Raw genomic sequence first — 22,062 nt, forward strand, 5'->3', positions numbered from 1 at the left:
CTAGACGGCCGCGCCGATGGAGCCCATCAGCATGGGGAGCGAGCGTTCGAGGCCGCGGCGCCAGTAGGGCCAGGAGTGGGTGCCGGGGCCGTAGAAGTCGACCGACACCTCGGCGCCGGCCGCCTTGGCCCGCTCGACGAACGTCACGGCCTGCAGCAGCAGGGAGGCCTCACCGTCGTCGCGGGCCTCGGAGGCGTCGTCCAGCGGGCCGGGGGAGCCGTCGCCGCTGGAGACGAAGAGCCGCACCCCGCGCAGCGCGCCGGTGAGGTCGGCCGGGTTGTGGGCGGCCCACTGCGGGTCCTGGGGGGAGCCCCAGAGCTTCACCGACTCCTCGCCGTACTGCCCGAGCAGCCAGTCGACGCCGCCTTTGCCGTCGCGGGTGTGCAGCACCCCGGAGTAGGAGGCCGCGGCCTGGAACATGCCGGGGTGGCGGGCCGCGTACGACATCGCCCCGAAACCGCCCATGGACAGCCCCGCCACCGCCCGGCGGTCACCGGCGCCGTAGTCGCGCTCCAGGACGGTCCGCACCTCGGTGAGGTGGAAGCTCTCCCAGCCAGGGCCCTCGCGCCAGTCGGAGTAGAAGCCGACGGGGCCGCCCTCGGGGATGACCACGAGCGCGCGGTAGCCCAAGGTGAGCTCCGCGGCGCCGCCCTTGGTGATCCAGGTGTCGTACGCGGACTGGCAGCAGCCGTTGAGCAGGTAGAGGACCGGCCACGGGCCCGAGCCCGGCGCCCACCCCTCGGGGAGCAGGACCCTGACCTTGCCCTCGCGGCCGAGCGCGGCGGAGGTGACGGTGAGCTCGTGGTCGCGCTCGCCCAGCTTCCGCACCTCGACGGGGGAGGCCTTGGCGTCCTCCTTGCCGTACGTGCCGGTCGAGGACGGGGGCAGCAGGGCGAGCAGCACCGCCACGACCGCGACGGCGGCCAGCAGGAGCACTCCCAGACGTACAGCGGTGCGGTTCACGTCGCCAATCCTCCCGTGTCCCGGTGATCGCGTGAAGCCCACATGCCGTAACGGCCCCGCGGCGGGGACGGGGGAGTTCGTGAGCCGGTACGGCCCGCCGTTTTTGGGTCGGTCCATTCATGTTAATTCTGATGACATATGGCGTTTTAGTAACCCGAAAGCTTGTAAATTACACAAGATCTATTCAAGATTCTCCACGTGGGTCGTAAAGATCGTGTACGTCCCACGGCGCTCTGCCCGGCGGGAGACTCCCGCCCGGAGTGTAAGGAGATCGTGTGTCAAACACCCCTCGACACCGGCGATCGGTCCTGGCCGGGATCGCCGCAGCCCTGATGCTCGTGCTCCCTCAGGGAGTGGCCCAGGCCGCCTCCGCCCCCGACCCCGACAAGATCGACAAGGCCGTCCTGGCGGATCTCGCCGCGGACGACAAGGCCACCTTCTGGGTACGCCTGGACAGCGACGCCGACCTCGGCGCGGCGCGCAGGGCGAAGACGAGGACCGAGAAGGCCGCGCAGGTCTTCCGGGCCAAGACCGAGCTCGCCGCCTCCTCGCAGGCGGGCCTGCGCGAGTTCCTCACCGCCGAGAGCGTCGACTTCACCCCCTTCTGGATCGCGAACGCCATCCAGGTGACCGGCAACGCCAAGCTGGCCGAGGAGATCGCGAAGCGGGCCGAGGTGGAGCGGATCGAGCCCGGCAGGGTCACCAAGGTGCCCGAGCCGCTGCCCGGCAAGGAGGTGGCGAAGGTCGACGCGATCGAGTGGAACATCGACCGCGTCAACGCCCCCCGGGTCTGGAGCGAGCTCGGCGTCCGCGGCGAGGGCATCGTCGTGGCCAACATCGACACCGGCGTGCAGTTCGACCACCCCGCGCTCGCCGCCAAGTACCGCGGCAGGAGCGCCGACGGCGTCGTCGACCACGACTACAACTGGTTCGACCCGGCCGGGATCTGCGCGGGCCCCGTGCCGTGCGACAACAACGGCCACGGCACCCACACCATGGGCACGATGGTGGGTGACGACGGCGGCGCCAACACGATCGGCGTCGCCCCCGCCGCGAAGTGGATCGCCGTCAAGGGCTGCGAGTCCACCACCTGCTCGGACGCCTCGCTGCTCGCCGCCGGCCAGTGGGTGCTCGCGCCCACCGACCTGGAGGGCGAGAACCCGCGTCCGGACCTGGCCCCGCACGTCGTCAACAACTCCTGGGGCGGCGCGGGCTTCGACCCCTGGTACAAGGAGATCGTCGACGCGTGGGTCGCGGCGGGCATCTTCCCCGTCTTCTCCAACGGCAACCTCACGAACGCGGGCTGCAACTCCAGCGGCTCGCCCGGCCAGTACGTCGCCAGCTACAGCGCCGGCGCGTTCGACGTCAACAACACGATCGCGACCTTCTCCACCCGGGGCACCGGCGAGAACGGCGAGATCAAGCCCAACCTCGCGGCCCCCGGCGTGAACGTGCGCTCGTCGGTGACCAACGGCGGCTACGGGTCCAACTCCGGCACGTCGATGGCCGCGCCGCACCTGGCGGCCGCCGTCGCGCTGATGTGGTCGGCCTCCCCGCCCCTGCTGGGCGACATCGCCACCACGCGCGACCTGCTCGACCGGACCGCGATCGACGTGAACGACACGCGCTGCGGCGGCACCGCCGCGGACAACAACATCTGGGGCGAGGGCAGGCTCGACACGTTCGCGGCGGTCCAGGCCACCCCCACCGCCGAGCTCGGCGGGCTGGCCGGCACCGTCACCTCCGGCGGTACGCCGCTGGCCTCGGCGACCGTCACCGTCACCGGGCCGCTGAACCGCTCGACCACCACCGCCCAGGACGGGACGTACGAGCTGCCCCGCCTGCTCGCGGGCGACTACCGGCTCACCGTGAGGAAGTTCGGGTACGCCGACGCCACCGCGGACGTCACCGTCGTGTCCGACCAGACGGTCACCGAGGACGTCCCGGTGACGCGGCTGTCCTCGGGCTCGGTCTCCGGCACGGTCACCGCCGACGGAGCCCCCGAGCCGGGCGCCACGCTGACCGCGGTGGGCACCCCGGTCAGCACGGTCGCCGACGCGGCGGGCCGCTACCGGCTCACGCTGCCCGACGGCGACTACCAGCTGAAGATCACCCCCGGCTCCCGGTGCGCCGGAGAGCTCACCGTGCCGCTCACGGTCAGCGGCGACCTGACCAGGGACGTCGACCTGCCGCGCCGCGCCGACTCCTTCGGCTACACCTGCGACAGCGCCGCCGAGGCGTACGTCGCGGGCACGGCCAAGAGCACGCTCACCGGCGACGACGCGGTCCAGCAGATCACGCTGCCGTTCACCTTCCCGTTCTACGGCACCGGCTACGGCGGTGCCTGGGTGAGCACCAACGGGTTCCTCAGCTTCAGGGAGAGCACCGCCGTGGCGGGCAACGCGGCCCTGCCGGCCTCCGGCGCGCCCAACGCGGCGCTCTACCCCTTCTGGGACGACCTCGTGCTGGACGACCAGTCCGGGATCTACACCGCCACCGTCGGGACCGCGCCGAACCGGACCTTCGTCGTCGAGTGGCGCAACGCCCGCTTCTACGCCGACGCCACCCAGCGCGTCACGTTCTCGGCGCTGCTCGGCGAGAACGGGTCGGTCGGGTACCGCTACGACAGCGTCGACAGCGAGCGCGACGCCGGGATCGGCGCCACGGTGGGCGTCGAGAACGCCGACGGAACCGACGCGCTGCAGTACTCCTTCAACAGCGCCGCGATCGCCGACGGCCAGAGCCTCACCTTCACCGCGAGCCGGCACGGGCTGCTGACCGGCGTCGTCACCGACGCCAACGACGGCGAGCCGCTGGAGGGCGCGACGGTGAAGGTCGGCGACGTGGCGACCTTCACCACCGGGGCCGACGGCAGGTTCCTCGGGCAGATCCTGCTGGGCGACTACCAGGTCGAGGTCTCCAAGGAGAACTACGGGACCTTCACCCAGGAGGTCACCGTCACCGCCGGGGGCGTGACCCGGGCCGACACCGCGCTGGCCACCGGCCGGGTGACGGCCTCGGTCGCCGAGCTGACCCTGGTGCAACCGGCCGATACCACCCGGACGGGCTCGGTCGAACTGTCCAACCTGGGCGTCGGCACGGCCTACACCGTGGTGACAGACCCCGCCCAGGGGTGGCTGAGCGTGACACCCGCGACCGGCCAGCTCGCCAGGGGCGCGTCGGTGACGCTGAAGGTGACCGCCTCCAGCGCGGGCGTCACGCCGGGCACCGTACGCACCGGCAAGGTGCTGGTGCGCTCGGCCAGCGGGCGCGACCCGCAGATCGAGATCGCCGTGACGGTCGTGGTGCCCAAGCACCAGGTCGCCGTCGAGGTGGGCGCCACCAGGGACGTCGTCGACGCCGCCGGTGACCGCTGGAGCGCGGACCGCAAGCACAGCACCGGCGGTCACGGCTACGTCGGCACCAGTACGAAGACGAACACGACGACCAGGACGATCACCGGAACCACCGAGCAGGCGCTGTTCAGGAGCGTCCGCGAGGGGATGCTGGAGTACCGGTTCGACCAGGTGCCCAACGGCACCTACACCGTCGAGCTGGGCTTCGCCGAGACCCGGGGCAAGCGTGAGGGCCAGCGCGTCTTCGACGTCATCGTCGAGGGCCAGCTGGCGATCCCCGCGCTGGACCTCGCCCTGGAGACCGGCGCGTACACCGCCACCACCCGCCAGTACACGGTGAAGGTCACCGACGGCCAGCTCAACGTGCGGTTCGCCAAGCGGACCGGCGACACCGTGCTCAACGCCATCCGTATCTCCGAGCGCCCCGACAGGGCGACCCCATAGCGGTCCGGTCCCTCCGGGCGTCCTGACGGGGCGTTTCGGAGGGGCCTGCCCCCTCCGGGCGTCCCGAAAGGCCGCCCTGGCGGCCCGAACCCCCGACGGCCCGTCCCGCTTCCCGCGGGACGGGCCGTGCTCGTTTCCCGGTGGTCCGCGGGGTCCGTTCCGGCGGGGTCCGCGGGGTCCGGCGGGGTCCGCAGGGGCCGCGTGGTCCGCGGATCTCCGGGGGTTTACGGGGTCCGGGTCCTTCGGGTCCGAAGTTCAAGGGGCGAGGTCCGGACGGACGGGCGGGTGAGCAAAGTCCTGGTCAAAGGGTGTTACGGGTCGTGCGGGGCCGGGGATTGGCGTGGTGTGTCGTGATTCACGGAGGCCGCCATGGTCAGGACAACCACCACCGCTTCGAACGGCAGGACACATGTCCAGGTGGACGGGGAACAGCCGCCACCGCACATCACCGTGCCGGTGATCGGCACGCTGAGCCTGCCGACGCCGGATCGGCTGGTCTTCTACGGGGTGCTGGGCGCGCTGGGAGCGTTTGGAGTCATCGAATGGCCCGTCGCGCTCGTCGTAGGAGTCGGCCACTACCTCTCGGAACAGCGGGTGTTCCCCGCCCTCCGGCAGGCCGGACTGGCCGCCGAGGCGGCGTAACCGGGACCGGGGGCGCCTGCCCCGGAACCGGCTCCCAGGCCGGAACCGGGACCGGGGGTGATGGTGATGGCGCCTCTCGGTGATCTCGCCGGGCAGGGCTGGGCGCAGATAGGGGCGCTGCTGCTGGCCTTCGTGCTCTCGGCGATGATCGGCCTTGAGCGGGAGATCCGCCAGAAGAGCGCGGGCCTGCGCACCCACACCCTGGTCGGCTTCGCCGCCGCCCTGATCATGCTGGTGTCGAAGTACGGCTTCTACGACGTGCTGGGGAACAACGTCGAGCTCGATCCGTCCCGGGTGGCCGCCCAGATCGTGTCCGGCATCGGATTCCTCGGCGCGGGCCTGATATTCGTCCGCGGTGACGCGGTCCGGGGCCTCACCACCGCCGCGGCGACCTGGCTCACCGCCGGGGTGGGCATGGCGGCGGGGGCCGGGCTGTGGCTGCTGGCGATCGTCGTGACCTCCGGCTACTTCGTGACGCTGTTCGTCCTCACGCCCCTGGCCGACCGGCTTCCCCGGTCCAAGTACGCGCCCTCGCGGCTCCGGCTGCGCTACCTCGACGGGCGGGGCGTGCTGCGGCTGGTGCTGGCCGAATGCACGCGCCGGGGGTTCGGCGTGGACGAGCTGTTCGTCGACCAGCGGCCCGAGGGGCATACCCCCGGCACCGTGTCGCTCTGGCTCACCGTGCGCGGCGCCGGTCCGATAACGGAGCTGACCACGGCGCTCTCCGAGATCGACGGGGTGCTCGCCGTGGTGAGCCGGGACGCCAACACGGTGGTTCCCTGAGAGGCGAGGCTCCGGTGGGATGAGTAGGGGTTACTCATGCTTTCCGCAGTGGCCCCGCCTAGCGTTCGGAAGGACCCGCCCTGAACGACCCACGGAGGGCGGGGGCGCGTCGTCTCGCGGGTGTCGTACCGGCCGCCGGGAGAGCCGCGAGCTCCGCGAGCCTGGCGGGGGCCGGCTCGCGGAGCTCGCGGACTGTCCCGCCCGGCCGTCCCCGGGCGGGAGGTACGGCCTAGTCCCAGCGGAAGAACACGGCCGCGACGACGCTGCCGAGCACCAGGGTGGCGGTGAGGCCGATCAGGTTGGCGGCCTCGACGGGGGCGCCGACCCAGGCGGCCGACAGGGCCTGCTTCCCGGCGCCGAACGGCAGCCACTCCCCGATCGTCGCGATCACCTCGGGGAAGCCGTCGAGCCCGCCGAACATGCCGCCGGTGGCACCCAGGACGAAGAAGACGCTCAGGCCGATCGCCACGGAGGAGCTCGGGGTGGGCGCCAGCGCGGCGACGATCAGGCCCACGGCGTACATGGCGGCCACCGTCAGCGCCAGCACGCCGAGCGCCGCGCCGACGCGTACCGGGGGGTTGGCGCCGAACGCCAGCACGGCCAGGATCCAGGCGGCCGCGACGCCGGCCGCGATCTGCAGCACGCCGGCGGCCGCCTGGGCGACGAGGACCAGCGCGGGCGAGGCGGGCGTCACCCCGAGGCGTCGCAGGATGCCGCTGCGGCGGTAGTAGGCCAGGAAGCTCGGCATGTTCACGATGCCGGTCGTGGCCACGACCATCGTGAACACCAGCGGCAGCACGTAGACGTCGAACGCCGTGCGGCCGTGCGCGATCGTCTCCCGCCCGGCGGCCGAGGCGTTCATCACCAGGATGAGCATGGGCAGGCCGACCGGCACGATCAGCCCGGCGGTGTCGCGGGCGACCATCCTGAGCTCGCAGGCCAGCAGCGCGGCCCAGGCGCGCGGGCCGGGGCGGTGGGCGACGATGTCCGTCATCGGACCGTCTCCTTCCTGACGTCGAGGCCGGTGTCGCGGTCTGTGTCGCGGTCTGTGTCAAGGCCGGTGTCGAGGTCGGTGTCGAGCCGGCGCCCGGTCAGGGCGACGAAGGCGTCGTCCAGCCCGGCCTGCTCGCCGCGCGTCTCGGTCGCCACGACTCCGGCGCGCACGAGCGCGACGCTGACGGCCTGGAGCAGGTCACCGCGGCCCTCGACGACGACGCGGTCACCGTCGGCGCGTACCCGCTCGACCCCGTCGAGCCCTTCGAGCAGCCCGTCCGGTACGGGGGTGGCGGCGCGGAAGGTGACCCGCTGGGCGAACCCGGCCCTGCGCACGAGCCCGGAGGGCGAGTCGAGGGCGACGACCCGCCCCTCGTCGAGCAACGCGACCCGGTCGCACAGTCGCTCGACCTCCTCCATGGCGTGGCTGACGAGCAGGACGGTCACGCCGGACTCGCGCAGCCGCTCGAGGGTGGACCACATCTGGCGGCGCGCCTCGGGGTCGAGCCCGGTGGTGAGCTCGTCGAGGATCACCACCCGGGGCCGCCCGACGAGGGCGAGCGCGATCGACAGCCGTTGCTGCTGGCCGCCGGAGAGGTTCTCGAAGCGGGTACGGCGGGAGGCGGTCAGGCCGACCGACTCGATCAGCTCGTCGCCCGGCAGCGGGTCGCGGTAGAAGGTCCCGTACAGGCGGACCAGCTCGGTGACCGTGAGCGCGGAGTGCAGGGTGGCCTCCTGCAACTGGACCCCGAGGACCTGGCGCAGCCGGGCCCGGTCGCGCAGGGTGTCCAGGCCGAGCACGCGGACGGTGCCGCGGTCGGGCCGCCTGAGCCCGGCGATCAGCTCGACGGTGGTCGTCTTGCCGGCTCCGTTGCGTCCCAGGATGCCGAAGATCTCGCCGGCGGCGACCGAGAGGCTGACCTCCTCGACGGCGACCTTGGATCGGTAGCGTTTGTGCAGGCGGTCCGCCTCGACGGCGGGAGGTGAGGTTGTCGCACGCATGCCGTCGACGTTAGGAAGGGCGGGGCCCCCGGCGCCTGTGCCGATGGTCAGCATCGGCACCCATGACTTTCGGCACCTCAGCGCGAACGCGAGCGCCAGTAGAGTGCTGGTATGCGGCGAATCGAGCCGGACGTGTGGGCGGGACTGGCGGTGCTGCTGGTGTGTCTCGCGGTGGGCACCCCGATACTGCTCGGCGCGGCCGAGACACGGGTGCCCCGGCCGGTGTGGGGCGTGCTGTTCGTGGCGTTGCTGGTCACCTCGCTGGCCGCCGCGCTCTGGGAGGACTGCCGGCCGAGGTGGGCGTGGGCCTGCTACGGCGCGGCCGTCGTGCTGGGGTGGCTCACGATCCTGACGGTGCCCGGCGCCGGGTGGTTGCCGATCCTGCTGGTCTTCACCGCGGCCCTGGGCGCGTACGTCGCGCCGCGGTGGGTGGGCCCGCCGGTGGTCGTGCTCAACACCGTCGTCATCGCCGTGACCGCGAGCCTCACCGGCGCGGCCTCCGCCGAGATCGGCCTCGGCGCGCTGCTGTACCTGCTGATCCAGACCGCGACGATGCTGAGTTCGCTCGCGATCATCCGGGAGCAGCGGCTGCGCCGCGAGCTGGGCGAGGCGCACCTGGAGCTGCGGGCGGCGAGCGTCATCCTGGCCGACACCGCGCGCGCCCACGAACGCCTGCGCATCGCCCGGGAGCTGCACGACCTGATGGGGCACCAGCTCACGGCGCTCACCCTGGAGCTGGAGGTCGCCCGGCACCGCGACGGCCCCGGCGCGCGCGTGCACATCGAGCGCGCCGACCGGGTGGCGCGGGACCTGCTCCGCGACGTGCGCACGACCGTCGGGCAGCTGCGCGCCGACGCGCCCGACCTGCGCGAGTCCCTGACCGCCGTGGTACGCGACATCCCCGGCCTCGACATCGGTGTGTGGATCGACGACGACGTACGCCCCACCGAGGAGGTGACCATCACGCTCATCCGCGTCGTCCAGGAGATCGTCACCAACACCGTCCGGCACGCGGACGCGACCTCGCTGCGCATCCGGATCGAGAGCACACCGGACCGGGGCGTGAGGCTCACCTCCGTCGACGACGGGCGCGGCAGCCCCCAGCTGCGGCCGGGCAACGGGTTGCGCGGCCTGAGCGAGCGGATCGACGCGGTCGGCGGCGACGTGCGGCTCGACGGCAGCGACGGGTTCCGCGTCACCGCCAGGGTGCCTGCGCGATGATCCGGGTGATCGTGGTCGACGACCAGACCCTGGTGCGGCAGGGCATCCGCAGCCTGCTCGACCTGACCGACGACATCGAGGTGGTGGGGGAGTCCGACGACGGCATGTCCGCGCTCGCGGCGATCGAGGAGCACGCCCCCGACGTCGTCCTGCTCGACCTGCGCATGCCCCGCCACGACGGCATCTGGGTGCTCAGGGCGTTGCGGGAGCGCGCGGACGGCTCGCCGCCGGTGCTCGTGCTGACCACGTTCGACAACGACACCCTGGTGCTGGACGCGATGCGGGCGGGGGCGTGCGGCTACCTGCTGAAGGACGTGACGCTCGAACGGCTGACCCGGGCCATCCGCGTCCTGGCCGACGGGGGGACGCTGATCTCGCCCTCGATCACCGACCGGCTGCTGCGCGCGGTGCACCGCCGCCGGCCGGTGGACGACGACGACCTGCCCCCGATCCAGCGGCTCACCGAACGGGAGGTGGAGGTGCTGCGGCTCGTCGCGGAGGGCTACAGCAACCGCGAGATCGCCCGGGCCCTGTTCCTGGCCGAGGGCACGGTGAAGAACCACGTCTCGACCATGCTGCTCAAACTCGGGGCGCGCGACCGGACCAACGCGGTGCTGCGCGCCCTGCACGCCAACATCCTCGACTGATGGTTAGTGGTCATTTGGTGTAATTTGCTGATACTGGCATCCTCTTCTGCGGGACTCGGCTGCCCGGAAGCCGGCGCGTACGGCAGGACGTCGGCCACCGGCCGCCGGACCGTTCGGGCGGGCTCGCGCTGGAGAGGAACACTATGGCCGGTACGGAGCTCAGATCCGGCGACCCCACCGCCTTCGGGTCGTACGCGATCGAGGCGAGGCTCGGCGAGGGCGGGCAGGGCACGGTCTACCTCGGCCGCGACCCGGCCGGTGAGCGCGTCGCGGTCAAGGTGCTGCACCCGAGGTTCGCCGCGGACCGGGTCGCGAGGGCGCGCTTCGAGCGGGAGATCGCCGTCGCCCGGCAGATCGCCGAGTTCTGCACCGCCCGGGTGCTCGACGCGGGGGAGAGCGGCGACCACCTCTACGTGGTGAGCGAGTTCATCGACGGGCCGTCGCTGCAGCAGGCCGTCGAGAGGGACGGGCCGCGCGACGGCGCCGCCCTGCAGCGCATCGCGATCAGCACCGTCACCGCGCTCGTCGCCATCCACCAGGCGGGGATCGCGCACCGCGACTTCAAACCGGCCAACGTGCTCCTCGGCTCCGACGGCCCCCGCGTCATCGACTTCGGCATCTCCAAGGCGCTGGACGCCACGCCCGGCAACACCAGCGGCGTCGTCGGGACCCCGACCTACATGTCGCCCGAGCAGATCCACGGCGAGCCCGCCGCCGCCCCCTCGGACGTGTTCAGCTGGGCCGTGACGATGGTGTTCGCCGCCACCGGCACCCCCGCGTTCGGCCGGGACACCATCCCGGCCGTGCTCCACCGCATCCTCACCGCAGAGCCCGACCTGTCGGGGGTGCCGGAGGGGTTGCGGCCGCTGCTGGGCGCCTGCCTGGTCAAGACGCCCGCCGACCGACCGGTCGCCTCCGACCTGCTGTTCCGGCTGATTCGCCAGCCCTCGGCGGGCACCGCCACACCCTCCCCGCTCTCCGGGCACCCGGTAGGGGACCAGCCGTCGTCCCGGCAGCCCTCGCGGGCCGAGCGGCCACCGACATCCCAGCCGTCTCCCGTGCGGGAGGGCGAGTCCGGGCAGCCGCCGTCCGCGTGGGGTACCGGGCCCCGGCAGCCGTCCGGGCCCCCGCCCTCTCAGCAGCCGCTTTCCCGGTCGTCGGCCGAGCCGCCGTCCGAGCCGTCGTCGCCACCCAGCCGGAACACCGCGCCCCCGTCCATGCCCCCGCAACCCTCCCCGCAGCCGTCGTACGCCGGGCAGCCGCCGACCGGTCCCGTCCCCGCTCCGGGACAGTGGCGGCCGTCGGATCCCGGTGGGGCGTGGGAGAGGTCTCCCGGGGTGACCCTGCCGGGAAGGGCCGGACGGTCGCGCCCGTGGTGGATCGGGGCCGCCATCGCCGCCACTGCCGTCGCGGTCTCCGCGGGTGTCTTCGTGCTCCCGCCGCTGCTGGCGGGGACGGGGGAGGAACCCGTGGGTCCCACCCCCGTCGCGCTGACCGGCTCCCCGCCGGTCTCCGGCGAATCCCCCTCACCCGGCGAATCGTCCGTACCGCCCACCGCTTCGCCGTCCCCCAGCGGTTCCCCGTCCCCCGCCGCCACCCCCACCTCCGTCACCGGGGACTGGAAGAGCGCGCCGGTCGGCGGCCCGCTGCGCGGCCATCGCGACGACCTGCAGTCGGTGGCGATCGCCCGGGTCGGCGGCAGGTCCGTGATCGTCTCCGGTGCCAACGACCGCACCGTCCGCCTGTGGGACCTGGCCACCCGCAAACCGCTGGCCACGCTCACCGGGCACACCAACTGGGTGCGCTCCGTCGCGGTCACCGAGCTGGACGGCAGGACGATCGCGGTGTCGGGCGGCGACGACGGCACCGTACGCCGCTGGGACCTCGCCACCCGCAAGCCGGTCGGCAAGGCCATCAAGGCCGGGCCCGTCTTCTCCCTCGCCCTGGCCACCCTCGACGGCGAGCCCGTCGTGGTGACCGGAGGCCGCGACGGGAGCCTGCGTCTGTGGGACCTGAGGACGGGCGCCGCGATCGGCAAGGCCCGCCGTGCCTCCGACGGCGCCGTGTTCGGCCTGGCCGTCGCCGAGCTCGACGGCGAGCCCGTCGTGTTCACCGGCGGCGGCGACGGCACGGTGCGCCGCTGGCCGCTCCGCTCCGGGCCCGGCGAGACGATCCTCACCCAGCGAGGCCAGGTCACCGCCGTCACCACGGCCGAGCTGGACGGCAGGCTCGTGGTGCTGTCCGCCGGCGGCGCGCAGGACATCCACATCGACGACGCCGCGGGCGCGGGTGAGGCGCGCCCGCCCATCCGGAGCCACAGCGGCTGGGTCTACTCCCTCGCCGTCGGCCGGGTGGGGTCGCTCACCGTCGTCGTCTCCGGCAGTAACGACTCCACCGCGCAGGTCCACGACCTCGACACCGGGAAGCGGGCCGGGCGGCCGTTCAGGGCCCACGACCACAACGTGTTCGCCGCCGCGGTGGCCGACCTCGACGGGAGCCCCGTCGCGGTTACCGGAGGCGGCGACGACACCGTCCGCGTCTGGCGCCTGCGCTGACCGGTCCCCGGCCGTGCGCGACTTCTCCCGGAGCCCGGAGCCCGGAGCCCGGAGCCCGGAGCCCGGAGCGTGCCGGGCCGGGTCAGCGGCCGGTGGCGAGCTCCGAGAAGATCTCCACCAGCTCCGGCCGGTCGAACGGGCCGACATGGGGAGCCGCGACGCTCCGCACGTCGGTCGGGTTGTCCGGGGTGAGGCGGTCGGCCTCCTCGATGAACCGGTCCTGCAAGGCGGGCGGGATCAGCCGGTCGAGGGTGAAGCGCACGTAGGTCCGGGGGATCCGGCCCCAGGTGTGCGCCTCGCCCCGGGCCTCGGCCAGGGGGATGGCGGCGGTCTCGTCCGGCTCCAGCATGTTGAGCAGCCGCCGTACCCCCTCGTCGGTGAAGTCCCCGGCCAGGGTGTCCTTGACGGCGTGGAACACCGCCGGGTCGGCCGAGCGCCAGTTGAGCCGGGTCACCCCCAGGACCGCCGGATCGGCGACCACGGTCTCGGATATCCGGGGGAGCAGGCTGTCGCCGTTCTCCGGCGTCTCGAGGTAGGCGACCATGTTCGGCAGGTCCACGCAGCAGTACGCCGCGACGTAGACGACCCGGTCGAGCAGTTCGGGGACGGCGTTGCCGACCCTGCTCACGGTGACGCCGCCCTGGCTGATCCCGGCGAGGATCACGGGCCCGTGGCGGCGGGCGCGGCGCACCACCTCCACCACGCGCTCGACGTAGTCGTCAATGGTGATCTTGGCGAGCGGTGACGGTTCGGTCGCCAGTTCCTCGAGGTCCTGCGGGGCCTGGTACGAACGGGGATAGAACGCCTCGGCGCCGTGTCCCGGAAGGTCGACGGCCACGCACCGGTGCCCGCGCAGGGTGAGCTCGGTGGTCAGCCCGGAGGCCCAGGCCGACGAGGAGTGGGTGCCGTGGACGAGCACCAGGGTCGGCTGCCGCCGGTCGGCGTCGCGGTTCGTCGTCATCGAGATTCTCTCCTTCTGTTTGTCGGGCAGGGGGTGGTCAACGGTGCGGCGGGCGCCACATCGGCCACAGGGGCGGGCCGTCCGCCACGCGGACCGGCTCGCCGAGATCCTCGAATCCGTGCCGCCGATAGAGGGCGCGGCTCCGGGGCGAGCTCGCCTCCAGGTACGCGGCGAGCCCGTCGGCGTCCGCCCGCTCCAGCCGGTGCCGCAACATCGCCGAGCCGAGCCCGGCGCCCCGCCGCCCGCCGACCACCCCCATGCACGGGAGGTAGAGGTACGGTTCGCGATCGGGGTGCCGTGGGGCCAGCGCCCGTCCCAGGGCGAGCAGCCGCGTGCCGCTCTCGCCGAAGGCCGTCTCCGGGCCCGCGTCGTCCTCGTGGTGTGTCCGGTCCGTGGCCGGCGCCAGCCATATCGAGGCGCCCTCGTGGTGACCGGCCAGGTACGTCTCGGCGCCGGGACGGGCGAGCAGGGAGCGGTGGTAGTGCTCCTGGAGACGGGCTCGCGAGCCTGCCTCGGGGAAGAGCCAGCGGACGAGCGGATCGTCCGTGAACGCCTCGGTCAGGACGTCCAGCACCGCCCGCCGGTCCGCGTCATCCGCCTCGTCCACCCGCCGCACGGATGCGTACGGTGTATCGACTGTCATGGGTACAGCGTATGAAGTGGAGCCGGTAAACGGTACTTTTTCGAGGTTCCAGCGAGTGGAAGTGAACTGGTGCGGGGCGATTGAACTAGTACACTCTTGGCGGTCGGCAATCACGGGGAGATCGGGGATCCATGTCGTCGTCAACGCAGCGGCCGGAGCCGCCGTACCGGCGGATCGTCGCGGAGATCCGGGCCCGGATCCTCGCCGGAGACCTGCGGCCGGGGGAGCGGGTGCCGTCCGTCCGGGAGATCGCCCGGCGGTGGGGCGTCGCGGTCGCGACCGCGACCAGGGTGGTGGCCACCCTCCGCGACGAGGGGCTGGTCGAGACGCGGGTCGGCGCCGGCACGGTGGTCGCCGCCGCCACGGGCCGGAAGCAGCCGGTCGGCATGACCCCTCCCCTCCGGCCACGGCGGGCGGGCGTTCCCAGGCAGGCCCTGAGCCGGAAGCGGACGCTCCGCGCCGCCATCGCGATCGCCGACACCGAGGGGCTCGACGCGGTGTCCATGCGGCGGCTCGCGGCCGAGTTCGGTGTCGGCCCGATGTCGCTGTACCGGCACGTCGCGAGCAAGGAGGAGCTGGTGACGCAGATGACCGACGAGGTCTTCGGCGAACCGGAGCTCCCCGTCCCGGGGCCGGACGGCTGGCGGGCCAAGCTCGAACTCGTCTCCCGCCTGCAGTGGGAGCTGTGCCGCAGGCACCTCTGGCTGCCCAGGGCCGTCTCGTTCGTCCGCCCGTCGCTGGCGCCCAACGTGATGGAGCACACCGAGTGGACCCTGCGCGCGCTCGACGGGCTCGGCCTGCCCATGGAGACCCGGATCCGCGAGGCGCTCACGCTGCCCGCGCTGGTCATCAGCGTCGCGCTGTCCATGGCGGACGAGGCCGAGGCCGAGCAGGAGACCGGGGTGACGCTCGACCGATGGTGGCTGGCTCAGCGGGAGCGGGCCGACGAGCTCCTCGACTCCGGGCGGTTCCCGCTGCTGGCCACGCTCACCGGGGAGGAGGTGCCGGACGTGGACGGATTGTTCGAGTACGGCCTCGCGCGCCACCTCGACGGGTTCGCCGTCCTGGTGGAACGGGCGCGCCCGTAGTCCCGTCCTCGGCTCGGAGAGGGGTGTGCAACCGGGTGACGACGTTCGGTCTCATGGTCGGACGCCGGCGAGGCCACCGTCGCCGTGCTGACCGCCCTGCGGGGCCTGCCGGCCGGCATCACCGGCCCCCGCACCGCGATCGCGATCGCCGGGCCGCTCATCCTGACCACCCCACTCCCGCTGCCCCGACCCGATCGCGTACTCAATCCGTCGCGCCGGCGAGCCGGGCCGCCAGCGTCCTGACGTGCTCGACAAGCTCCGGGGGTTCGTGCACCTGGAAGTCGAACCCTTTGGTCGTCACGTAGATGGCCAACTCGTCGAGCGAGTTGGACCCGGCCCGCAGGGTGCAGCTGTGCTCGTCGATCGGTTCCAGCGCTCCGGTGGTGGGGGCGATCCGCTCCGCCGCGATCTCGGCGCTGACATGCAGGGTGAACCGGGCCTGGTAACGATAGGCCGATGTGGAGATCGCCCGCGAGGTGTAGCCGCTGATATCGGGGTCCGGCGGGGTGCGCGGGGTGAACCGGGGACCGGTGGGCGTGCGCGGGTCGAGGCGGTCCACGCGGTAGGTGCGCCAGTCCTGGCGGTCGACGTCCCAGCCGATGAGGTACCAGCGCCGGCCCGCGTGCACCAGCCGGTGCGGCTCGGTCGTGCGGATGCCGCTGGTTCCGTCGTGGGTGCGGTAGTCGAAGCGCAGGCGCAGCGAGTCGCGGCAGGCGGCGGCGATGGCGGTGAGGGTACTCGGGTCGACGGTGGGGCCGGTGCTGGCCATCGGCACCGTCACCGACCGCAAGGCGTTGATCCGGTGGCGCAGCCGGGACGGCAGTACCTGTTCGAGCTTGGCCAGGGCCCGCACCGAGGTCTCCTCGATGCCGGTGATCGAACCGCCGGCGGCCGTGCGCAGGCCCATCGCGACCGCGACGGCTTCGTCGTCGTCGAGCAGCAGCGGCGGCAGGTCCGCGCCGGCCCCCAGCCGGTAGCCGGCGGTGCCCGCGGTGGCCAGCACGGGGTAGCCGAGGCCGCGCAGCCGGTCGATGTCGCGGCGGACGGTGCGCGGAGTGATCTCCAGTCGCTCGGCCAGTTCGGCGCCGGACCAGTCACGTCGGGTCTGCAGGAGCGAGAGCAGTCGCAGCAGCCGTGCCGAGGTTTCCCACATGGCTTGAAGTCTGCCATTGACCTAGGACCATACCTGACCTAACCGGTTCCTAGAGTTGTCGGTATGGAGAACAACAGCGAGATCCGGCCCTTCACCATCGACATTCCCCAGGCGGACCTGGACGACCTGCGGGACCGGCTCGCCAGGACCCGGTGGGCCGCGGACCTGCCCGATGTCGGCTGGAGCCGCGGGGTGCCGGTGAGCTACCTCAAGGGGCTGGCCGAGTACTGGCGCGATGGCTACGACTGGCGCGTCCACGAGCGGGAGCTGAACAGGTACCCGCAGTTCACCACCGAGATCGACGGGCAGAACATCCACTTCCTGCACGTGCGCTCGCCCGAGCCGGACGCGCTGCCGCTGATCCTGACCCACGGCTGGCCCGGCTCGATCGTGGAGTTCCTGAACGTCATCGGCCCGCTGACCGACCCCGGGGCACATGGCGGCGACCCGGCGGACGCGTTCCACCTGGTGATCCCGTCGATCCCCGGCAGCGGGTTCTCCGGGCCGACCGGCGAGGCCGGCTGGGACACCAACCGGGTGACCAGGGCGTTCGCCGAGCTGATGGACCGGCTCGGCTACGACCGCTACGGCGCGCAGGGCGGCGACACCGGCGCGGTCATCTCCCCGGGGCTCGGCCGGCTCAACCCCGACAAGGTCGTCGGCGTGCACGCGAACGGGCTCTCCGCGTTCACCGAGGTCGACCCGGACGAGGTGGGGGAGCTGACCGAGGCCGAGCGGGCGCGGCTGGAGCACCTGCGGTATCTGGAGACCGAGCAGGCCGGCTACATGATGATCCAGATCACCCGGCCGCAGACCCTGGCGCACGGGCTGCACGACTCCCCGGTCGGGCAGCTGGCCTGGATCGTGGAGAAGTTCAAGGAGTGGACCGATCCGGCCGCCGAACTGCCCGAGGACGCGGTGGACCGGGACCTGTTGCTCACCAACGTGATGCTGTACTGGCTGACCGGCACCGCCGGTTCCTCGGCCAACAGCTACTACGAGACCGCGCATGCCGGAGCCTGGGGCGCGAGTGCGCGTTCCACGGTGCCGACCGGGGTCGCGGTGTTCCCCCTGGACCTGTCGATCCGGCGGACCCTCGAGCACGAACACACCATCGCGCACTGGTCCGAATTCGACCGCGGCGGCCACTTCGCCGCCATGGAGGCCCCCGACCTGCTCGTCGGCGACGTCCGGGAGTTCTTCGGCAAGCTGCGCTGAGACCATCGCGGCGCCGACCCCGATCAGGTCGGCGCCACCACCGCGTCCAGCAGGACCGCGACGGCTGCGCAACACTCTCTCAGGCGGCTCCCAGCAGGGCGATGACGGACAGGGTGCCCAGGGACAGGACGCTGGAGACGAGGATGGCGTCGCGGGGCAGGTCGGTGGGGCGGCCGTACTCGGCGGCGTACACGAACGTGTTCTGCGCGGTGGGGAGGCCGGCGAACAGGACGGCCGCGAAGAGCGCCGGGCCGTCGAGACGCAGGAGGAAGCGCCCGACGAGGAAGGCCACCAGCGGCTGGAGCAGCAGTTTGAGCGTCACCGCCAGTGCCGTCCCGCGCCAGGCGACGGCCGAGCCGTTCAGGGACATGCCCAGCGAGAAGAGCGCGAGGGGCACCGCGGCGCCGCCGAGGAGTTCCAGGGGCCGCAGCGCTAGGTCGGGCAGCCGCAGGCCGAGGGCCGACACGGCCAGGCCGAGGAAGGAGGCGATCACGATCGGCGTCCGCAGCGGGGCGAGGAAGGACGCGCGCCCGGCCCCGAGGCCGAGGAAGATCAGCGGGGAGACCGTCAGGACCTGGAACATCAGGACCGACACCACGAACGTCGCGTCGTTCAGGACGTAAAGGCCGACGGGGATGCCGAGGTTGCCGGCGTTGACGTAGGACGACGACATCGCGGCGAGCACCCGTTCCGGCAGCCCGCCGCGGAACAGCGCGAGCGCGAGCAGGCCGACGGCGAAGGTGCTGATCCCGAAGGCGAGCAGCGGGCCGGGCTGGATCCGGTCGAGCGGGGTACGGCTGAGTGTGGTGAACAGCACCGCGGGCATCGCGACGGTGAACGCGAACCGCGTCAGCGCCTGCCGGGCCTGGTCGCCCGCCCATTCGAACCGGGCGGAGAGCCAGCCGAGGGCGCCGATAAACCATATGGGGATAAACGCCGCAATAACCGCCTGCACCCGGCATACCGTATCGGGGCCGCCGCCCTCTCCTTTGAACTGGTACCGGACGCGGCTCAGTCGATATGCGGGTACGCGCCGTTCAGGTAGTCGTTGAGCTGGCGCCACTGCGTCGGGTGGATATCGAGGGACCGAAGGTCCTCGGGCGCCACCCATCGGACGTCGCTGGCCTCGTCGTTGGCTCCCGGCCGGCCGCCGATCGGCCGGGCGATCAGCATCACCTCGTACTCCTGGCGCACCTCTCCGTCGGTGTACGCGACGATGTGGCCGGGGTCGGAATAGATGCCCAGCATGCTCACCGGCTCGACGGTGATCCCGGTTTCCTCCTCGGTCTCGCGTACGGCGCACTGCGAAGGCGTCTCGCCGATCTCCATCTTGCCCATCGGCAACGCCCACTGGCCGGTGTCGCGCCTGCGCTGCAAGAGGATGCGGCCCGCGTCGTCGACGGTGACGGTTCCGCAGGCGGGAACCAGGGTGTTGGCCTTCGGCGCGTTCGGGTCGTTCCAGAACTCGACTCGTCCCATGGGTCTTCCTCAGATCTCGGCGCCGGACCACGGTACGGCCCCGGCCCATACCCGCTCGAATGATGTCATGTAGTGGTCGGCGACCGTCCCTCCGTCGAGTCGACGGAAGTGAAAGGTCGCGTTGGCCGACGCGGGCTCGCCGTACGCGTGCGGGTTGACGAGGATTTCGTCGTCATAGCGGAAGAGGGAGGCGTACAGCGTCGTCGCATGAAGCCGTACTTCGCACCCGTCAAAATCGGTGAGGGTGCGGTAGTAGGTGAGAGAAGAACGGATCTTGGCCGCGAGCGTGCCTCCCAGACCTTCCTCCCGGTCGCGAATCTCCACAGCCTGAGAGTTGGGGCGGAACTTGTCAAGCTCGGGCCGTCTGGACAGGGCTCCTGTCCGGAAGCGCCCGTTAGGCGGCGTGGTGGCGTGGGATCTGGAGGGATCCCACGCCACCACGCTTGCTAAAGATCATCGAAGGCTGCTGGACGCGGGCAAGCACAGCCATCGCTCTTCTTGCCGTGGTCGCCCGGCAGCAATTCCTTGAGTCAACCTGTCGGCAGGTTCCTCTTACGCTATCCGGCAAGCGAGGTAGCCAGATTTTGGCTACCTCGATAGACGAAACAGTTCGTTGCGGCCTACGGTTCCCCCATGGCCACATGGAGCGAAGCGATCTTCGACCAGTCCGACCTCCCCGAAGACCTCGACCAGCTCGAACTCGCAGTTACGACCGACTACCGCGCCACCATGACCCGTACCGGCAAGCGCTGGACCGCCACCTTCCAGGACCTCCCAGACGGCCACGTCATCCAGGTTCAGGGCACGACCTGGAGGGAAACCGCGGACAATGCCATGGAGCGGGTGCTCGACCTGTTCGCTCACGATCCCGGTACCGTCGGTTTTTTCTTTACCCCCGCCGCCCCGGAGGCGGCGAACGCGCGGAGGGCCGTCTTGGACGCACGCGTCGCACGGCTCCGCGCCGAACAGGCCGAGCGCGACGCCGTCCGCGATGCCGCCCGTACCCTCGTCGAACAGGGCTGGACCACCCGCGACATCGGCAGTCTGCTGGGCCTGTCCCACCAGCGCATCTCCCAGATCGTCCCCCGCACCACCAAATGACGGAACCGATCACACGCTGAGCCGGCACCGGCCGGGGCCGGTGCCGGGCGGGGAGGTCAGCGCCAGGTGTCGGTGCGGGTGGCGGTGCCGCCGGAGGGGGTGGTGAAGGAGCGGTTGGGGTCGCTCTCCCAGGTCACCGAGCCGTCGGAGTTCTTCTTGATGTACTTGTACTGGATCGCCGTGCCGGCCGGCAGGTTCACCGTGGCCCGCCAGACCGGGTACGCGGCCGACGACAGGGCGACGGCGTTCGCCGGGTTCCAGGAGCCCAGCGCGGCGACGTTGCCGACGACGAAGACGTTCTGGCCCCAGGTCGTGGTCACGGTGGCGTTGAAGGTGGTGGCGACCTGGCCGGGGTTGACCGTCGGGGTGGGCGTCGGGCCGGGGCCGGAGGCGCCGGTGTGGATGGCGACCGCGCCCCTGGCCGGGACGGTCACCGAGGCCGAGCCGCCCGCGCCGACGGTCACCGAACCGCTCCCCGCGACGTTGGCGTAGGTCCCGGCGGGCAGGCCGGTCGCGAAGGTGCGGGTGACGGCGCCGCCCTCGTTGTTGATCGCGACCCAGCCCTTCGCGCCCCGGCTGAAGGCGATCACGTTGTTGCCGTTGTCGTACCAGTTGCCGACCGAGGTGCCCTGGACGACGCGGTTGAAGCGGACCATGCCGTTCATCTGGCGGTGGAAGCAGGTCCACTGGCCGTTGCCGCAGTTGGCGTCGGTGGCGAAGCCGCCGCCTGCCGAGGGCGGGCCGGCCTCGGCGTTGCTCCAGGTGAACCCGGAGTAGACCCTCGGGGTGCCGTACGGCCAGGCGAGCATGAAGACGTTGGCCAGCCGGTAGGCGTCGCCGTACTTGTAGTTCATGGTCGAGCCGTTGCGCTCGGTGTCGTGGTTGTCGATGAACACCACGGCCTTGTCGCCGGGCACCGACAGGCCCCAGCTCTGCCCGAAGGACTGCAGGTTCCTGATCTGGCCGCCGTTGAACTGCTCCTTGAGCTTGCGCCCGTACACGAACTCGTGCACGTCGCCGATGCCGGTGTACTGGCTCGGGGTGATCGCCTCGCCGTCGCCCTGGATGACCTCCTGGTGGATGTACGGCGAGCCGGTGAGCTTGCCCTTGATCGCGGCGAGGTCACCGGGGTTGATGTGCTTGGCGGCGTCGATGCGGAAGCCGTCCACGCCCAGGGAGGTGAGCCTGTTGAGGTAGCCCGCGATCTGGTTGCGGACGTACTCGGAGCCGGTGTTGAGGTCGGACAGGCCGACGAGCTCGCAGTTCTGCACCCGCCAGCCGTCGTTGACGTAGTCGGAGCCGTTGATCGTGCAGGCGGGGGAGTGGAAGTCGGCGGCGGAGTAGAGGCCGGGGTAGTTGTACTTGCCGAAGCTGTAGCCGCCGTAGCTGGTGCTGCCCTGGCCGGTCATGTGGTTGATCACGGCGTCGGTGTGGACCTTGAGCCCGGCGGAGTGGCAGGCGTTCACCATGTTCCTGAACGCGTTCTCGTCGCCGAACTTGCTGGTGAGGGTGTAGCGGGCGGGTTGGTAGATGTCCCACCAGACCGAGCCGCCCCGCGACATCGAGTCGTTGGGCGGGGAGACCTGCACGGCGGCGTACCCGGCCGGGCCGAGGACGTCGGTGCACTCCCTGGCGACGGAGTTCCAGTTCCAGTTCCACAGCTTCACGATCGGGCCGGGGGTGGGCGGCGCGGCCTGGGCCGGGGCGCTCAGCACGCCGGGCACCAGCACGGCGGCGCCCACCAGGGCGCTCAGCGCCGTGGCGACGACGACTCGGTAGGGTCTCATGGGTGGGGGCCTCCAGGATCGATGGA

General features: G+C 71.9%; 19 protein-coding genes. 9 read left to right on the forward strand and 10 right to left on the reverse strand.

Going from position 1 to position 22,062, the window contains the following annotated elements:
• Nucleotides 1-963: an alpha/beta hydrolase gene (locus tag ACFYWM_RS03460; RefSeq protein WP_389907984.1), complete on the reverse strand. Its 963-nt coding sequence runs from the start codon at nucleotides 961-963 to the stop codon at nucleotides 1-3.
• Between the two features lie 275 nt (nucleotides 964-1,238).
• Between ACFYWM_RS03460 and ACFYWM_RS03465 the strand changes: the two genes are divergently transcribed.
• From ACFYWM_RS03465 to ACFYWM_RS03475, 3 genes are all read left to right on the forward strand, one after another.
• Nucleotides 1,239-4,763, forward strand: coding sequence for a S8 family serine peptidase (locus ACFYWM_RS03465; RefSeq protein WP_389907986.1), 3,525 nt, complete (start codon nucleotides 1,239-1,241; stop codon nucleotides 4,761-4,763).
• A 369-nt stretch (nucleotides 4,764-5,132) separates the two neighbouring features.
• Nucleotides 5,133-5,405: a hypothetical protein gene (locus ACFYWM_RS03470; protein ID WP_389907988.1), complete on the forward strand. Its 273-nt coding sequence runs from the start codon at nucleotides 5,133-5,135 to the stop codon at nucleotides 5,403-5,405.
• A gap of 66 nt (nucleotides 5,406-5,471) precedes the next feature.
• Nucleotides 5,472-6,188 carry an MgtC/SapB family protein gene (locus ACFYWM_RS03475; protein ID WP_389907990.1) on the forward strand — a complete coding sequence of 239 codons (717 nt, stop codon included), beginning with the start codon at nucleotides 5,472-5,474 and terminating at the stop codon, nucleotides 6,186-6,188.
• Between the two features lie 229 nt (nucleotides 6,189-6,417).
• On the opposite strand, the gene ACFYWM_RS03480 is transcribed toward ACFYWM_RS03475, so the two are convergent.
• Together ACFYWM_RS03480 and ACFYWM_RS03485 are read right to left on the reverse strand one after the other, a co-directional pair.
• Complete coding sequence (locus ACFYWM_RS03480; RefSeq protein WP_389907992.1) at nucleotides 6,418-7,182, reverse strand: ABC transporter permease; 765 nt, start codon at nucleotides 7,180-7,182, stop codon at nucleotides 6,418-6,420.
• Complete coding sequence (locus ACFYWM_RS03485; RefSeq protein ID WP_389907994.1) at nucleotides 7,179-8,183, reverse strand: ABC transporter ATP-binding protein; 1,005 nt, start codon at nucleotides 8,181-8,183, stop codon at nucleotides 7,179-7,181. The genes ACFYWM_RS03480 and ACFYWM_RS03485 overlap by 4 nt, the downstream gene beginning before the upstream one ends.
• Nucleotides 8,184-8,294: 111 nt before the next feature.
• Between ACFYWM_RS03485 and ACFYWM_RS03490 the strand changes: the two genes are divergently transcribed.
• The 3 genes from ACFYWM_RS03490 to ACFYWM_RS03500 all read left to right on the forward strand — a co-directional run bounded on the left by ACFYWM_RS03490 (nucleotide 8,295) and on the right by ACFYWM_RS03500 (nucleotide 12,606).
• Complete coding sequence (locus tag ACFYWM_RS03490; protein WP_389907996.1) at nucleotides 8,295-9,404, forward strand: sensor histidine kinase; 1,110 nt, start codon at nucleotides 8,295-8,297, stop codon at nucleotides 9,402-9,404.
• Nucleotides 9,401-10,051 (forward strand): response regulator, encoded by a 651-nt coding sequence (locus ACFYWM_RS03495; RefSeq protein WP_389907998.1) that lies wholly within the window; start codon nucleotides 9,401-9,403, stop codon nucleotides 10,049-10,051. Before ACFYWM_RS03490 ends, ACFYWM_RS03495 begins: the two co-directional genes overlap by 4 nt.
• Nucleotides 10,052-10,194: 143 nt before the next feature.
• Nucleotides 10,195-12,606, forward strand: coding sequence for a WD40 repeat domain-containing serine/threonine protein kinase (locus ACFYWM_RS03500; protein ID WP_389908000.1), 2,412 nt, complete (start codon nucleotides 10,195-10,197; stop codon nucleotides 12,604-12,606).
• Nucleotides 12,607-12,688: 82 nt separating this feature from the next.
• On the opposite strand, the gene ACFYWM_RS03505 is transcribed toward ACFYWM_RS03500, so the two are convergent.
• Nucleotides 12,689-13,567, reverse strand: a complete 879-nt coding sequence (locus ACFYWM_RS03505) for an alpha/beta hydrolase (protein WP_389908002.1) — start codon at nucleotides 13,565-13,567, stop codon at nucleotides 12,689-12,691.
• Nucleotides 13,568-13,604: 37 nt separating this feature from the next.
• Entirely contained in the window at nucleotides 13,605-14,210 is a 606-nt protein-coding gene (locus ACFYWM_RS03510; protein WP_389908004.1) for a GNAT family N-acetyltransferase, read from the reverse strand.
• Between the two features lie 131 nt (nucleotides 14,211-14,341).
• On the opposite strand from ACFYWM_RS03510, the gene ACFYWM_RS03515 reads away from it, so the two are divergent.
• Nucleotides 14,342-15,298: a GntR family transcriptional regulator gene (locus tag ACFYWM_RS03515; RefSeq protein WP_389908006.1), complete on the forward strand. Its 957-nt coding sequence runs from the start codon at nucleotides 14,342-14,344 to the stop codon at nucleotides 15,296-15,298.
• 202 nt (nucleotides 15,299-15,500) lie between these two features.
• Here the strand turns inward: ACFYWM_RS03515 and ACFYWM_RS03520 are convergent, their stop codons facing one another.
• Nucleotides 15,501-16,451: a helix-turn-helix transcriptional regulator gene (locus tag ACFYWM_RS03520; protein WP_389908008.1), complete on the reverse strand. Its 951-nt coding sequence runs from the start codon at nucleotides 16,449-16,451 to the stop codon at nucleotides 15,501-15,503.
• Nucleotides 16,452-16,514: 63 nt separating this feature from the next.
• Between ACFYWM_RS03520 and ACFYWM_RS03525 the strand changes: the two genes are divergently transcribed.
• Nucleotides 16,515-17,669, forward strand: a complete 1,155-nt coding sequence (locus ACFYWM_RS03525) for an epoxide hydrolase family protein (protein WP_389908010.1) — start codon at nucleotides 16,515-16,517, stop codon at nucleotides 17,667-17,669.
• Between the two features lie 79 nt (nucleotides 17,670-17,748).
• Here ACFYWM_RS03525 and ACFYWM_RS03530 read toward each other — a convergent pair whose 3' ends face one another.
• From ACFYWM_RS03530 to ACFYWM_RS03540, 3 genes are read right to left on the reverse strand one after another with little or no spacing between them, the layout of a single operon-like run.
• The gene (locus ACFYWM_RS03530) at nucleotides 17,749-18,624 is read right to left on the reverse strand and encodes an AEC family transporter (RefSeq protein ID WP_389908012.1); all 876 of its coding nucleotides are present in this window, start codon (nucleotides 18,622-18,624) and stop codon (nucleotides 17,749-17,751) included.
• 56 nt (nucleotides 18,625-18,680) lie between these two features.
• Nucleotides 18,681-19,148 (reverse strand): NUDIX domain-containing protein, encoded by a 468-nt coding sequence (locus tag ACFYWM_RS03535; protein ID WP_389908014.1) that lies wholly within the window; start codon nucleotides 19,146-19,148, stop codon nucleotides 18,681-18,683.
• Between the two features lie 9 nt (nucleotides 19,149-19,157).
• A complete protein-coding gene (locus tag ACFYWM_RS03540) occupies nucleotides 19,158-19,472 on the reverse strand; it encodes a hypothetical protein (protein WP_389908016.1) in 315 nt (104 codons plus the stop codon).
• A gap of 309 nt (nucleotides 19,473-19,781) precedes the next feature.
• Between ACFYWM_RS03540 and ACFYWM_RS03545 the strand changes: the two genes are divergently transcribed.
• Entirely contained in the window at nucleotides 19,782-20,249 is a 468-nt protein-coding gene (locus ACFYWM_RS03545) for a hypothetical protein (RefSeq protein WP_389908018.1), read from the forward strand.
• A gap of 56 nt (nucleotides 20,250-20,305) precedes the next feature.
• Here the strand turns inward: ACFYWM_RS03545 and ACFYWM_RS03550 are convergent, their stop codons facing one another.
• Nucleotides 20,306-22,036, reverse strand: coding sequence for a carbohydrate-binding module family 20 domain-containing protein (locus ACFYWM_RS03550; RefSeq protein WP_389908020.1), 1,731 nt, complete (start codon nucleotides 22,034-22,036; stop codon nucleotides 20,306-20,308).
• Nucleotides 22,037-22,062 lie beyond the last annotated feature (26 nt).

This window comes from Streptosporangium sp. NPDC002721 (genome assembly GCF_042888905.1).
Taxonomy (GTDB): Bacteria; Actinomycetota; Actinomycetes; order Streptosporangiales; family Streptosporangiaceae; genus Streptosporangium.

Excerpts from the sequence above, each read along its gene's own strand:
- ACFYWM_RS03470 (WP_389907988.1), top strand. The coding sequence starts at position 5,133 with ATGGTCAGGACAACCACCACCGCTTCGAACGGCAGGACACATGTCCAG.
- ACFYWM_RS03475 (WP_389907990.1), top strand. The coding sequence starts at position 5,472 with ATGGCGCCTCTCGGTGATCTCGCCGGGCAGGGCTGGGCGCAGATAGGG.
- ACFYWM_RS03480 (WP_389907992.1), bottom strand. The coding sequence starts at position 7,182 with ATGACGGACATCGTCGCCCACCGCCCCGGCCCGCGCGCCTGGGCCGCG.
- ACFYWM_RS03485 (WP_389907994.1), bottom strand. The coding sequence starts at position 8,183 with ATGCGTGCGACAACCTCACCTCCCGCCGTCGAGGCGGACCGCCTGCAC.
- ACFYWM_RS03490 (WP_389907996.1), top strand. The coding sequence starts at position 8,295 with ATGCGGCGAATCGAGCCGGACGTGTGGGCGGGACTGGCGGTGCTGCTG.
- ACFYWM_RS03495 (WP_389907998.1), top strand. The coding sequence starts at position 9,401 with ATGATCCGGGTGATCGTGGTCGACGACCAGACCCTGGTGCGGCAGGGC.
- ACFYWM_RS03500 (WP_389908000.1), top strand. The coding sequence starts at position 10,195 with ATGGCCGGTACGGAGCTCAGATCCGGCGACCCCACCGCCTTCGGGTCG.
- ACFYWM_RS03505 (WP_389908002.1), bottom strand. The coding sequence starts at position 13,567 with ATGACGACGAACCGCGACGCCGACCGGCGGCAGCCGACCCTGGTGCTC.
- ACFYWM_RS03510 (WP_389908004.1), bottom strand. The coding sequence starts at position 14,210 with ATGACAGTCGATACACCGTACGCATCCGTGCGGCGGGTGGACGAGGCG.
- ACFYWM_RS03515 (WP_389908006.1), top strand. The coding sequence starts at position 14,342 with ATGTCGTCGTCAACGCAGCGGCCGGAGCCGCCGTACCGGCGGATCGTC.
- ACFYWM_RS03520 (WP_389908008.1), bottom strand. The coding sequence starts at position 16,451 with ATGTGGGAAACCTCGGCACGGCTGCTGCGACTGCTCTCGCTCCTGCAG.
- ACFYWM_RS03525 (WP_389908010.1), top strand. The coding sequence starts at position 16,515 with ATGGAGAACAACAGCGAGATCCGGCCCTTCACCATCGACATTCCCCAG.
- ACFYWM_RS03535 (WP_389908014.1), bottom strand. The coding sequence starts at position 19,148 with ATGGGACGAGTCGAGTTCTGGAACGACCCGAACGCGCCGAAGGCCAAC.
- ACFYWM_RS03545 (WP_389908018.1), top strand. The coding sequence starts at position 19,782 with ATGGCCACATGGAGCGAAGCGATCTTCGACCAGTCCGACCTCCCCGAA.
- ACFYWM_RS03550 (WP_389908020.1), bottom strand. The coding sequence starts at position 22,036 with ATGAGACCCTACCGAGTCGTCGTCGCCACGGCGCTGAGCGCCCTGGTG.